This window comes from Yersinia frederiksenii ATCC 33641, from assembly GCF_000754805.1.
In the GTDB taxonomy this organism is placed as follows: Bacteria; Pseudomonadota; Gammaproteobacteria; order Enterobacterales; family Enterobacteriaceae; genus Yersinia; species Yersinia frederiksenii.
This window is the reverse complement of sequence record NZ_KN150731.1, coordinates 517,455-531,378: the sequence shown is the minus strand read 5'-3', so window position 1 is coordinate 531,378 and position 13,924 is coordinate 517,455. Positions and strand designations below refer to the sequence as shown.

The window sequence follows — 13,924 nt, the reverse complement described above, 5'->3', positions numbered from 1 at the left end:
TTGAAAATGTCTTATATGCTTAAGTGCATAAATTAATTTCCATCATAAATAAAAAACATTTTTACTTAATTGATTTTTGACTGAGTTAATTAATTTTGTAACAAGGTAAATAAAAAATAGTCATTTAATATCATGGATCTACATAGTGATCTCTGTTAGAAATATTTGTAGTAATAGAGCAGTAATACACAAGATTTCTAAAGTATTGATTGCAAAACATGCAACTTCACGTCGCTATTTTCTACGCGATAATAATTTTTCTCTCAATTATTCCAAATCCAACTGGTGTGTTTTACATTATATATAAAAGAATATCTAAAGTTAGCATTATATATGTAGGCATGCTTGTCTTTTTTTTCTGTTCAATTTTGACGCAAAGCAAAGGATTGGTGAATTATGTTTTTATCTCGTAAGTTGGAAGCCTTTATGGCTGTAGTCGAAAATGGTTCGCTAAGTAAAGCTGCAAGAGTTATGAACAGGACTACGCCACCGGTGGCTAAGTCTATAAAGGATTTTGAGAGCATAATAGGGAAGAAATTATTTAAACGAGAGAAGTTTGGTATGAGTTTAACACGCGATGGTGAGGTGCTTTATAATGATCTAAAAGATTTATATCAGCAAGAAAAAGAAATAACTAAAAAGCATCTGACAGGGCATATTTCCAATGTCATCAATATTTATTACGACTGGGGGAAAAGTGAAAAGTTGACAGATTTATATAATGTCGCTGAAAAGAATAACATCCAGGCTAATATAATAAAATTTTATTATGAAAACATTGATGAGATTGGAGATTATGATGGTAATTCGCTTATTTTGTCATCTGAAAAAGTCACCAGTGAAAGATTTATACTACTGAATGAAGTTCCGGATAGTGGTTTTGGTATTTATGGAAGAAAAGACATTATCAATGAAAGTCAGGATGTTATTAACATTCTTCATAACAATATTTGGCTGTGCAATCCAACGTTATATAGAAGCAAGTTTGTTAAATACCTAGAAGAATGCGTTAAAAAACAACATAGTAAAGTGAGCGTCAGGTTGGTGGATAACTTGGCTTGTTGTTTGGATTTTATCTACTCAGGGCGATACATATGTATTACAGACTCTATTATGGATAATTTCAACGGAGATTCTCAATTAGATTTTATTAATTTAGCGAGTTTTCAAGATGAGAGTAAATTATATTTTTATAAATCAAGGTCACATTCGAGCGTCTTAAATAGGCTTATTGACTACATCTGTATGCTGACCTGAAATTGTCATCTCATTAATTTACTGTTAGTCCGACATTATTAAGTATTATTTCCTTCCCTTAACTAAATAATTACCTATTACCCAATTCATTGGTGAAGTGGGGAGCATTATAATGTATTAGTGATGGGGAAGGATTATTCGCTCACCCTGCGGGCCGCCGCTTTGCGTCGTTGTCTCACTGCGCTCGGTGCGAACCTGGTTGAAGGTTCTTACCTTCCCCGAATAGCTGTTATTTTTGATTTAATTATTTATTGGGCAGATAGAGGATAACTAAGAGATGGTGGTGGGGGAAGGATTCGAACCTTCGAAGTCGATGACGGCAGATTTACAGTCTGCTCCCTTTGGCCGCTCGGGAACCCCACCACAGAATTCGTGGTTTTTAACACTAAGATATTTGGCCGTACATACTCAATATAAAAGCTCTATTTTCCCCCTGGAGTTCTATTTAGATTCATTACTTCAAATCATTTAAGGCTCAAGGTCAGAAATGGTGGTGGGGGAAGGATTCGAACCTTCGAAGTCGATGACGGCAGATTTACAGTCTGCTCCCTTTGGCCGCTCGGGAACCCCACCACTGGCCTAACTGCTCAACAACACTGTCTTGGTAAGCGGGGCGCATCATATCAAATGAAGCGCCCCTGTAAAGACTTGAAATGAAAAAAATAATTCGTTCGATGCTTTTTTGTCCGTGACGATGTTTATATGGGCAAAAAATATCGATTTATTGTGTGGTTACAGAATAACAGTACGGTTACCGTAAACAAAAACGCGCTGCGCTAAAACACGATATAGCGCGCGGCTTAGAACATTTTTCTCAACATCTCGACCCGCTCGCATCATATCTTCTGCAGTATAAGAGTGATCGACATGGATCACATCCTGCATAATGATTGGCCCTTCATCCAGACTATCATTCACATAATGTGCAGTAGCACCAATAATTTTCACACCTCGTTCATAAGCCTGATGATAAGGACGCGCCCCGATAAATGCGGGCAAGAATGAGTGATGAATATTAATAATCTGATAAGGGAAACGCTGAACAAAAGCTGGTGTTAATACACGCATATATTTTGCCAATACCACATAGTCTGGTTGGTATTGCTCAATTTGTTCAATCAACAGTTGGTCATGCTGATCGCGGGTCAGACCTTCATGGCTAATAAGATGGAAGGGAATATCAAAGCGCTCAACCAAATTTTGTAATGCATCGTGATTACCAATGACGGCCGCAATTTCAACATCTAGGCCACCGTAAGCACTTTTCATTAATAAGTCACCGAGGCAGTGCGCTTCTTTGGTCACCATAATTACAATGCGACGACGTCCAGCAGTATGTAATTCTCGGTTGGTTCCTTCTGGTAATGCATCATCCAGATCCGCTAGCAGGGTCGTATCGTTAAAAATTCCTTCAAGCTCTGTACGCATGAAAAAGCGACCTGTTAGATGGTCTACAAATTCATTATTTTGCACAATATTCAGTTGATGCTTGTAACAGATATTGGTGATTTTTGCGATTAAGCCTTTGGCATCAGGGCAAATAGTGCGTAACACTTTCTTTTGTACATTCTGGTGTGGCATAAGGTGGTAAATCCTGTCTTAACATGACTTGATGTTATGTAAATGTTTGATGTTACGGTCAGTAATGGAACGATTTTACTGTTAGTGTCCGCAGCATTTCTTATATTTTTTCCCCGAACCGCAAGGACATGAATCATTTCTACCTACGGATGGTCGGATTCCGTCAATATAGTACCAGTGTTCATTTATGCGAAGGAAGCGCGAACGTTCATGCATTGTGATTATCTGGAGATTATTTTCATCAGTAAAACGCGCCATGAACTCAACAAAAGCTTCATTATCGTCTGCACCTGCACTCTCAGCAATGACGGTTAACCCGTGCCATGTTGTCTGGGTAAAACTTTGAGTTATGCCATCACGCCATTCCTGAGCATTGCATTCGGGATGCCAAGTGTTAATCAGATAATCTGCATTCTTTCTTACATAGGCGCTATAGCGTGAGCGCATCAAAATTGCCGGTTTCGCTGCAATTTTCTCGCCCAGAATATAAGGTTCACAGCACTTCTGATATTCAAGTTGGCTGCCGCATGGACATTGTTCTGACAAAATCTCTCCGAAATAATCAATTTGGCCGTGATATCTGGCGTGGTGGTTAGCAACAGACCAAGGCTGGAACATGGTGTATTGGTAAAGACGCTATCTTACCTAATCACGTGTAGAGGTTCAAAGTTGATAATCTCGCAAGAGAGGCAAGAGGGTGAAAAGATTTGTGATGCACCTCACAAAAAAACTTGACCATCGTTTCATTCTGGCGTAACTTAATAACTGTGATGTGTATCACATAAAAATAAAGATATTTACAGGAGCAACCTATGAAACTGATCAATAAAGTTATCGCAATGTTCGAAAAAATGAGTGTCTCATTTGGCACTATCAACGGTTAATTGTTTCACTATTAACTAGAAAATTATTCATAATATTCTGATTTAAATTCGGTTGGTAGGTAATGGCGCTGCATCTATTGCAAGCAGGCCAGAAAGCGAAAGCAAAGTGCGCTCGACCTATTTATCGGATTTGTTATTATTAGAAGATATTTAATCTTTTTATTTTACTTAATTCAGAATGTTTGCTCTAAATAGCCGCCAATTAGTGTGGCTATTTTGCATTTAATCTATTGCTGGAATAATAAATTTTGAGTGACAGATAGTTGTAAATTAAGCGATTTGATAAATTACCCACTTACCTATAAGTTTCTCCATTCGCTGATTGATTAGCCGTTAGCGATTTCATCATATATATACTCAATGGATCATATTGATAATGTCCAAATTGAGGTATCAATTCAAAACCGAATCGCTTATACAGCCTTATTGCTTCAGGTTGGTAACTCCCTGTTTCAAGGTAAATGTTAGCTAATTTCAATGAATTCGCTTTCTCTAAGATAGCTGTCATCAGTAATGATGCAATCCCGTGTCCTCGGTACTCTGGATTGACAAAAACACGTTTAACTTCAGGGTATGCTGTTTCGGGTAGCGTAAGCATTGCGCATCCGACAATAGATTCTTCCCGTTTTGCGATATAAATGAAAGTGGTTGCCTGAGCCAGGTTTTCAATGGATTCTGCATGATTACTTTCATCTGGGTAGAGTGCCTCTTGGTACGCATCTAATTGACTAATCAATGCAATAAGTTCAGGAATAAACCGATCGGTTTGGCATATTTCAATGTTCATAGTATATCCTTCGCATTTCACGTTATATCTTAGCCATTAAATGTAAAATATTTGTATCAAATTACCAGGAAGATAAATATTCACTATAGTTATATAAGTGATCCAGCTAAGTAAGTTGAGAAATATACATTTTACTACTGAGCATAAGGGACGTTGGTTTTCGCTAATTTGCGGACCGACTAGTTAGGTGGACCAGGCGACGTTTATTCGATTTGTTCAGGCTATAATAAAGCGCCGAATCAGTTGAAAATGGATGAAATACAATGAGACAGATCAAGGTTGGATTGGCACTGGGAGCCGGGGCTGCTAAAGGATGGGCACACATCGGTGTCATTAATGCTCTGAATAAAATGGGCGTAAAGATCGATGTGGTGGCGGGATGTTCGGTTGGCTCTCTGGTCGGTGCAGCTTATGCCAGTGACCATTTGGCTGTCATGGAGCACTGGGTTCGCTCATTTAAGTACTGGGATGTTATTCGACTGATGGATTTTTCGTGGCGCCGCGGCGGATTACTGCGTGGGGAACGGGTCTTCAATGCAGTCAACAGAATCATAGAAGTGCAGGATATTGCAGAGTGTAGACTCCCTTTCGGATCAGTGGTGACCAATTTAACCACGGGTCGTGAGTTATGGTTAACTGAAGGGGATATTAAACAAGCAATTAGAGCTTCGTGCAGCATGCCTGGTTTACTTTCACCAGTTTGGTTTGGTGGGTATTGGCTAGTTGATGGTGCCGTCGTTAATCCGGTTCCTGTCTCATTAGCCAGAGCCATGGGGGCTGATGTCGTGATTGCAGTTGACTTGCAACATGATGCTCATTTGATCCAACAAGATATGTTCTCCTCACAAACACCGGTTGAAGACAAGCCTGCTAATATTTCTGAAAGTTGGCATAAGCGCTTGACGGCGCGGATAACAAATATGTCAGCCAGCCCAGCAAATCGTGTTCCGAGTGCGATGGAGATAATGTCTACCTCTATACAAGTGCTGGAAAACCGTCTGAAACGTAACCGTATGGCGGGTGATCCTCCTGATGTGCTGATCCAACCTTATTGCCCACAGATATCCATGCTGGATTTCCATCGTGCAGATGAAGCCATTACTGCAGGACAATTAGCCACGGAGAAAAATGCCGACATGTTGTGCCATCTGATAAGGCCGAGATAGGGTTTAGTATGTATTTGAAAACAAAGCATGACAATTTCTGACAAGCACAATCTATCATTATGAGCCACTATTACCATTAAGGTTAGTAAGAGAAGCAGGGCATGGAAAAACCACTAGCAGGTAAACATATTTTAGTCATCGAGGATGAAACGGTTTTTCGCTCAGTAATAGCGGGATTCTTAGGGTCACTTGGTGCGACGGTCCACCAGGCTGGCAATGGGCTGGAGGCTTTAGAACAGCTAAAAATCCAGACTCCTGAACTTATTTTGTGCGATCTGGCTATGCCAAAGATGGGAGGAATTGAATTTGTTGAGCACTTACTGATTCAAGGTGTAAAAATCCCTGTTTTGGTGATATCGGCGACAGATAAAATGGCTGATATTGCTAAAGTCTTGCGTCTGGGTGTTAAGGACGTGCTGCTAAAGCCGATTGTTGATTTAAATCGCTTGCGCGAAGCTGTGTTGGCTTGCCTTTACCCTGCATTGTTCACCTCTCATGCTATCGAAGAGACTGAGTTGATACAAGATTGGGATGCCCTACGTAAGAATCCTTATGAGGCAGCTCAACTATTAAAACAACTGCAACCTCCGGCCCAACAAACTATTGCTCGCTGTCGCATCAATTACCGACAATTAACGATGGTTGAGAAGCCGGGATTAGTTCTTGATATTGCAGCATTGTCAGATAAGGATTTAGCTTTTTACTGTCTGGACGTTACACGAGCAGGAGATAATGGTGTTTTAGCGGCTTTGCTATTGCGCGTGTTATTTAACGGAATTTTACAAGAGCATCTGGCACATCAGCAACATCGTCTGCCGCAGATGTCATCCCTACTCGAACAGGTTAATCAGCTATTGAGACGCACTCATCTTGATGGACAATTTCCTTTGCTGGTTGGCTATTATCATGTGGAATATCAGAATTTAATCTTGGTATCTGCGGGGTTACATGCAAACGTCAACGCCGGTAAAAATCAGATTCAACTTAGTAATGGTGTGCCCTTGGGAACATTAAAAACAACCCACTTGAATCAAATTAGCCAGCGCTGTGAAGCATGGCAATGTCAAGTCTGGGGGGGCGGGAGTCGCTTACGTTTGATGCTTTCAACTGATGAATCGTTCTGATCATTAATATGTCTCTCCTTTTATTTGCCTTACATCTGCCTCAACATAAATCGTTCTATAACGAATCTGTGAAATAACGCTAATTTGTTTCAATCGATGTGTATGACCGAGATGTGAAAAATATCGATTGATATACTTTCCTCCTTACTTATCTCTGCAAATTTACGGCTAGCTTTATTATTCGCTAGCAATAAGGTTGCGTCGCTTCAGGTTAAATTAAGATTAGTTCTTGATAATGGCTAACAGTACACCCTTATCGGATTTCTACTCGAGGATTGTTTGGATGAAAGTTACGGTTTTTGGTATTGGTTATGTAGGACTGGTTCAGGCAGCAGTACTGGCCGAGGTTGGCCATGATGTACTTTGCATTGATGTGGATGCAAATAAAGTTGCTGACCTACAAAAAGGCCGTATCGCTATTTTTGAGCCCGGACTAGCGTCACTGGTGAAAGAAAATTATGAAGAGGGTAGATTGCGGTTTTCTACGGATGCAGAAGCAGGTGTGGCACACGGCACTATTCAGTTTATTGCCGTTGGAACGCCCCCTGATGAAGATGGTGCTGCTGACCTGAAATATGTCCTTGAGGTCGCGAGTACTATTGCAAAATATATGGATGCACCTAAAGTCATTATCGATAAATCTACTGTGCCGGTAGGAACTGCGGATAAAGTGCAGCAAAGGATAAAAACTATTCTACAGCAACGTGGCCAGGAAATAGCATTCAACGTTGTTTCAAACCCTGAATTTTTAAAAGAAGGGGCAGCTGTTGCTGATTGTAAACGTCCTGAGCGTATCGTCATCGGCATTGATACTAATGATAATGGCGTGATTGATTTAATTAGTGAGCTATATGAGCCCTTTAATCGAAATCATGACCGTATGTTAATTATGGATATTCGCAGTGCGGAGCTGACGAAATATGCAGCAAATGGCATGCTTGCCACCAAAATCAGCTTTATGAATGAGATCGCTAATATAGCGGAACGGCTCGGTGCAGATATCGAAAAGGTACGGCAAGGTATTGGTTCTGACTCCCGCATCGGTTACCACTTTATTTATTCCGGCTGTGGTTACGGGGGGTCCTGTTTCCCTAAAGATATTCAGGCATTAATTCGTACAGCGGAAAGTTGTGGCTATCAACCTAAACTGTTACAGGCAGTCGAACAAATCAATAACGAGCAGAAGTATAAATTGGTCGAATTTATTCAACATCATTTTTCTTCACAACTTGCAGGGAAAACATTGGCCCTTTGGGGGTTAGCATTTAAACCCAATACTGATGATATGCGAGAGGCTCCAAGCCGAATCTTAATGGAGACATTATGGAAAGCGGGGGTGACCATTCAAGCTTATGACCCAGAGGCAATGGATGAAGCTCAGCGAATTTATGGCGCAAGGGATGACTTAAGATTAATGGGTACAAAAGAGTCAGCATTACAAGGTGCGGATGCATTGATTATTTGTACGGAATGGCAGAATTTTAGAGCGCCTGATTTTGACATGATCAAAGCCCGGTTAACGCAACCTGTTATTTTCGATGGACGTAATTTGTACGATCCTGAGCGCCTAAATAGCCGAGGATTCACTTATTATGGCATTGGCCGTGGCGCTTCGATTAGTCGTGCATAATAAGTGATAATGATGAACTTATGTGTTGGGTACAACAATTTAATTAGCCCTGTTTTGTATCCAACCCCATCATTGTGGGATTCAGTAACAGCAATGTATTGCCAAAGTTTACTTATATCACAAAACTATGGTGTCGTTCGGGCATGACAGTTATATCGATTATTAAACTGTTATAAATTAGCAGAGTATTCTTATCGATTTACAACCAGAGTGGTTACTAAGTGTTATTTATTGAAAGTGATATGTTCAGGCTGACTGGTACTTTGCGATTGTCTGTTAACGATTGAGCGCGATTATTCATCAATAGGTGGCACAATTGCTGAATGGCTGCCAAGAGATAAACAAAAAAATACCCCCCATATAATAGGAGGGTATTTTCATCATAATAGTCAATTATCTATTACAATTACAGCAGGAAATCATCCAGTGATTTACCTTGTTCTTCAATGGCTTTCTTAATCACAGCTGGAGTACGGCCTTGGCCTGTCCAGGTTTTCACATCGCCATTTTCATCTGTGTACTGATATTTAGCAGGGCGCGCAGCACGTTTTGATTTACCAGTAGCAGCTTTTGCAGCAGCCATAGTATTCAACAATTCATTTGGATCAATACCGTCTGCAATAAGCATTTCACGGTACTGCTGTAATTTACGTGTGCGTTCTTCAATTTCTGCTTGTGCTTGGGAGTCTTCTTCGCGGCGCTCGTTAACGACCACTTCGAGTTTCTCAAGCATCTCTTCTAATGTTTCAAGAGTGCATTCACGTGCTTGTGCACGCAGAGTACGGATGTTGTTAAGAATTTTTAACGCTTCGCTCATTGTCCTGGTCTCAAATTATAATTGGTGGGGGGGCGTCTGGTTAATAATAGAGTGCTATTTTAATTTCTGCAATAGCCAATTTGATAGGTATACTCGAATTTACGTATTTTATTAGCGAAAACTTGCTGCTTGCTACTAATAAACGATGGGCACTTGTTATTATCTGAGCTCTTTTTAACACGAAAGTTCATTTTGCTCCCTAATGATCCTACTCTCAAACATGATTTTCCCACTAAGTTATAAGTTTGCTTTATATCAATAAAGCCAAAATAGGTTACTTCCAGCATTGGGATGCACAATAACTGATCACATGAGTACCACGAGATATTGATATAGCTGAACGAAATATTGAGTAAGAAAAAAGCATGCTACATAGGATTTGTCAGATGATGACAATATTTGTTATCACTATTTTACCAATTAATCATGAGAACACATTACTCGTATGATTAATGAACCAATCGTGCGGCGCGCATATCGAACACAATTGCTTTCCGCTCTCTTGAGGCTGGTTAATGTTCAAGCACAATATTTATCCTGTATCAATATTGTGAAATAGGTCATGTAATGTACCTAATAATAGCGAAGCGCTTGGCTTGAAATTGCTATCAATTTCATTCGTTATATCATTACTTAATATAGAAAACAGTAATATAGAGAAACTCGTCAGCTCCCCGTAACGCCTGAATTTATGATAAACTTCGGATACGTTGTCACTATGACTATCTATTATATCATTGGAGTCACGGGCCCATGGCTCAACTTTATTTCTATTACTCAGCTATGAATGCAGGTAAGTCTACCGCGCTGCTACAGTCTTCTTATAACTACCAAGAGCGTGGCATGCGTACTCTGGTGTTTACTGCCGAGATTGATAATCGCTTTGGCGTGGGAACTGTCAGTTCTCGTATTGGACTGTCTTCGCAGGCTCTACTGTACAATAGCGGAACACAATTATTATCTATTATTAGCGCAGAGCATCAGGACAAACCTGTGCATTGTATTCTGCTCGATGAATGCCAGTTCTTGACCAAAGAACAAGTTCAGGAATTGTGCCAGGTGGTCGATGAATTGCATATTCCTGTTTTGTGTTACGGCTTGCGTACCGATTTCCTCGGTGAGTTATTCCCTGGCAGTAAATATCTGCTGTCGTGGGCTGACAAGTTGGTGGAACTAAAAACGATTTGTCATTGTGGGCGCAAAGCGAATATGGTGTTGCGATTGGATGAGCAGGGCCGGGCAGTGCACGATGGTGAACAAGTCGTGATAGGGGGGAATGAAAGCTACGTTTCTGTTTGTCGCCGCCATTATAAAGAAGCCATCAAAGCGGCTTGTCTTCCGTTGCATTCTTAAGCACCCAATATCTCAACCCGCATACCTCACGCGCTTTATCATTGCAGCCGTGAGGTAGTTAGCCTCTTCTGGTATTAACGCCATAGTGCCTTATTCATCGCGCTTAAACGCCATGCAAGCTCTTCTTTGCAGGTTATTCTTATCCAGCGCCAACACGAATCGTTTATTAAGCGTTTTATCCATAATCTCAACGCAGATGATTTTAAGGCTAGTTTATTTTATCAGCGATTAACTTGGCATTTCGCTACATGCAGTTCTATCGGTGGGGCGTGGCGAGCTTATTTAATAAAAAGAGTAGAACGGTAAAGGTTGGTTAAATAGTCGTTCTGAGGGCGTTTAAGACGGTAATAGCAGTGATGTATGCCCACTGACGGCAGATAAAAAGAAACCCCCGAATAGCAGTTGCTGCTCGGGGGTTATATCTTCTATTGCTTGCCTCAATTAAACATGAGGTTTACACATTAAGATTGATATTACTTCTTGGTTTTCTTTTCAGCTTTCGCTGCTGGAGCTGCCACTGCGGCAACTTCTTCACGGCCAAGCTCTTCACTGAATTCACGGCCGTAGTAAGTATCCATCAGAATCTGTTTCAGCTCAGAGATCAGTGGGTAACGTGGGTTAGCACCGGTACACTGGTCATCAAATGCATCTTCAGACAGTTTGTCTACTTTAGCCAAGAAATCAGCTTCCTGAACGCCAGCTTCACGGATTGAAGCAGGGATACCCAGTTCTGCTTTGATTTCATCTAACCAAGTCAGCAGTTTCTGGATTTTCTGTGCAGTACGGTCGCCCGGTGCACTCAGACCCAGATGGTCTGCAATTTCAGCATAACGACGACGCGCTTGTGGGCGGTCATACTGGCTGAAAGCAGTCTGCTTAGTTGGGTTGTCATTCGCGTTATAGCGGATCACGTTAGAAATCAACATGGCGTTTGCCAAGCCGTGTGGAATGTGGAACTCAGAACCCAGTTTATGGGCCATTGAGTGACAGACACCCAAGAAGGCGTTAGCAAAAGCAATACCGGCAATGGTCGCAGCGTTGTGAACACGTTCGCGCGCCACCGGGTTCTTAGCACCTTCGTTGTAGCTTGCTGGTAAGAATTCTTTCAGCAGTTTCAGTGCTTGCAGAGCCTGGCCATCAGAGTATTCATTTGCCAATACAGAAACATAAGCTTCCATCGCATGGGTTACTGCGTCCAAACCACCGAAGGCACACAGAGACTTAGGCATATTCATAACCAGGTTGGCATCAACGATTGCCATATCTGGAGTCAATGCATAGTCAGCCAATGGATATTTCTGGCCGGTAGCATCGTCGGTCACTACCGCGAATGGTGTGACTTCTGAACCGGTACCTGATGTGGTTGTGACGGCGATCATCTTCGCTTTCACACCCATTTTCGGGAACTTGTAAATACGTTTACGGATATCCATAAAGCGCAATGCCAGTTCTTCGAAGTGGGTTTCAGGATGCTCGTACATTACCCACATGATTTTTGCGGCATCCATCGGTGAACCACCACCCAGCGCGATGATCACGTCTGGTTTGAAGGAGTTCATCTGTTCCGCACCTTTACGTACGATGCTCAGGGTAGGGTCAGCTTCTACTTCGAAGAAGACTTCAGTTTCGATCCCGTGAGATTTCAGTACGCTAGTGATTTGATCTGCATAGCCGTTATTGAATAGGTAGCGGTCAGTCACGATGAAGGCACGTTTTGCACCGTCAGTTGCCACTTCTTCCAATGCGATAGGCAGAGAGCCGCGGCGGAAGTAAATAGATTTCGGGAGTTTATGCCACAACATGTTTTCTGCTCGCTTAGCCACAGTTTTCTTGTTGATCAAGTGTTTCGGACCGACGTTTTCAGAGATGGAGTTACCACCCCAAGAACCGCAACCCAGCGTCAGTGAAGGCGCTACTTTGAAGTTATACAGGTCACCGATACCACCATGAGAGGCAGGAGTGTTGATCAGAATTCGGGCGGTCTTCATTTTATCGCCGAAATACTTAACGCGTGCAGGCTGGTTATCTTGGTCTGTATACAGGCAAGATGTATGGCCGATACCGCCCATTTCCACCAGTTTTTCTGCTTTTGCAACAGCGTCTTCGAAGTTCTTCGCACGATACATTGCCAGAGTCGGTGACAGTTTTTCGTGAGCGAATGGTTCAGACTCATCAACAACTTTAACTTCACCGATAAGAATTTTGGTATTAGATGGAACTTTGATGCCGGCCATTTCAGCAATTTTAGTTGCTGGCTGACCAACAATAGCGGCGTTCAGACCACCATTTTTCAGGATGATATCCTGAACAGCTTTCAGTTCTTTACCTTGTAACAGGTAGCCACCATGGGAAGAGAAACGCTCGCGAACGGCGTCGTACACAGAATCCACCACAATGATGGACTGCTCTGACGCACAAATCACACCGTTATCAAAGGTTTTAGACATCAAGATAGATGCGACAACACGTTTGATATCCGCAGTTTCGTCAACAACAACCGGAGTGTTACCTGCACCAACGCCGATTGCGGGTTTACCCGAACTGTAAGCAGCCTTAACCATGCCTGGGCCACCGGTTGCCAGGATCAGGTTAATGTCTGGGTGGTGCATCAGTTGGTTAGATAACTCAACTGTCGGCGCATCAATCCAACCGATAATATCTGCTGGCGCACCTGCGGCGATAGCGGCTTGCAGCACGATATCTGCGGCTTTATTGGTTGCGTCTTTAGCTCGTGGATGTGGAGAGAATACGATACCGTTACGGGTCTTCAGGCTAATCAATGCCTTGAAAATCGCGGTAGAGGTTGGGTTAGTAGTTGGTACGATACCGCAAATTAAACCGATAGGTTCAGCGATAGTGATGGTACCAAAGGTTTTATCTTCTTCTAGAATGCCACAAGTTTTTTCATCTTTGTACGCATTGTAGATGTATTCAGAAGCAAAGTGGTTCTTGATGACTTTGTCTTCTACAATACCCATGCCTGATTCTTCTACCGCTAATTTGGCTAAAGGAATACGGGCATCTGCTGCAGCCAGAGCTGCGGCACGGAAGATTTTATCAACCTGCTCTTGAGTGAAGTTGGCATACTCGCGCTGGGCTTTCTTGACGCGTGCTACTAGCTCGTTAAGTTCAGCGACATTCGTTACAGCCATAATGCTCTCCTGATAATGTTAAACTCTTTTAGTAAATGAGCTGTTGAAGCAATTAGTATAGACAGGCTATAGCATGCTGTACTGTCAATTAGAGATAGTTTTGGTATCTTACTTTCTCATTTTCACCGCTGATTTACTGAAAGAGCTTTTGGTGCACTAGGAATAAAATGGGG

At 41.9% G+C, this 13,924-nt stretch carries 10 protein-coding genes, 2 tRNA genes and 1 other RNA gene; 5 read left to right on the top strand and 8 right to left on the bottom strand.

The window, feature by feature from the left end:
* Positions 1-396 precede the first annotated feature (396 nt).
* Positions 397-1,257 carry a LysR family transcriptional regulator gene (locus DJ58_RS19020; protein WP_004708415.1) on the top strand — a complete coding sequence of 287 codons (861 nt, stop codon included), beginning with the start codon at positions 397-399 and terminating at the stop codon, positions 1,255-1,257.
* A gap of 117 nt (positions 1,258-1,374) precedes the next feature.
* Here the strand turns inward: DJ58_RS19020 and DJ58_RS22385 are convergent.
* The 6 genes from DJ58_RS22385 to DJ58_RS0121440 form a co-directional block, all read right to left on the bottom strand.
* Positions 1,375-1,490, bottom strand: a non-coding RNA gene (locus DJ58_RS22385) — RtT sRNA.
* 45 nt (positions 1,491-1,535) lie between these two features.
* Positions 1,536-1,620 (bottom strand) — tRNA-Tyr (locus DJ58_RS19025).
* A 125-nt stretch (positions 1,621-1,745) separates the two neighbouring features.
* A tRNA-Tyr gene (locus DJ58_RS19030) sits at positions 1,746-1,830 on the bottom strand.
* Between the two features lie 159 nt (positions 1,831-1,989).
* Positions 1,990-2,838, bottom strand: coding sequence for a formyltetrahydrofolate deformylase (gene purU, locus DJ58_RS19035; protein ID WP_004708413.1), 849 nt, complete (start codon positions 2,836-2,838; stop codon positions 1,990-1,992).
* Between the two features lie 81 nt (positions 2,839-2,919).
* The gene (locus tag DJ58_RS19040; RefSeq protein ID WP_032910905.1) at positions 2,920-3,384 is read right to left on the bottom strand and encodes a YchJ family protein; all 465 of its coding nucleotides are present in this window, start codon (positions 3,382-3,384) and stop codon (positions 2,920-2,922) included.
* 633 nt (positions 3,385-4,017) lie between these two features.
* Entirely contained in the window at positions 4,018-4,509 is a 492-nt protein-coding gene (locus DJ58_RS0121440; protein ID WP_004708410.1) for a GNAT family N-acetyltransferase, read from the bottom strand.
* A gap of 263 nt (positions 4,510-4,772) precedes the next feature.
* Here DJ58_RS0121440 and rssA point away from each other — a divergent pair, with 263 nt between their 5' ends.
* From rssA to DJ58_RS19055, 3 genes are all read left to right on the top strand, one after another.
* On the top strand, positions 4,773-5,675 hold the full coding sequence (gene rssA / locus DJ58_RS19045; protein ID WP_032910846.1) for a patatin-like phospholipase RssA: 903 nt from the start codon (positions 4,773-4,775) through the stop codon (positions 5,673-5,675).
* Positions 5,676-5,776: 101 nt separating this feature from the next.
* Positions 5,777-6,799, top strand: coding sequence for a two-component system response regulator RssB (rssB, locus tag DJ58_RS19050; protein WP_004708407.1), 1,023 nt, complete (start codon positions 5,777-5,779; stop codon positions 6,797-6,799).
* A 283-nt stretch (positions 6,800-7,082) separates the two neighbouring features.
* Positions 7,083-8,429, top strand: a complete 1,347-nt coding sequence (locus tag DJ58_RS19055; protein WP_004708404.1) for a UDP-glucose dehydrogenase family protein — start codon at positions 7,083-7,085, stop codon at positions 8,427-8,429.
* A gap of 406 nt (positions 8,430-8,835) precedes the next feature.
* Here DJ58_RS19055 and hns read toward each other — a convergent pair whose 3' ends face one another.
* On the bottom strand, positions 8,836-9,246 hold the full coding sequence (gene hns / locus DJ58_RS19060; RefSeq protein WP_004708400.1) for a histone-like nucleoid-structuring protein H-NS: 411 nt from the start codon (positions 9,244-9,246) through the stop codon (positions 8,836-8,838).
* 753 nt (positions 9,247-9,999) lie between these two features.
* Between hns and DJ58_RS19065 the strand changes: the two genes are divergently transcribed.
* Positions 10,000-10,599 (top strand): thymidine kinase, encoded by a 600-nt coding sequence (locus tag DJ58_RS19065; RefSeq protein WP_004708398.1) that lies wholly within the window; start codon positions 10,000-10,002, stop codon positions 10,597-10,599.
* 473 nt (positions 10,600-11,072) lie between these two features.
* Here the strand turns inward: DJ58_RS19065 and adhE are convergent, their stop codons facing one another.
* Entirely contained in the window at positions 11,073-13,751 is a 2,679-nt protein-coding gene (gene adhE, locus DJ58_RS19070; RefSeq protein ID WP_004708397.1) for a bifunctional acetaldehyde-CoA/alcohol dehydrogenase, read from the bottom strand.
* Positions 13,752-13,924: the final 173 nt, after the last annotated feature.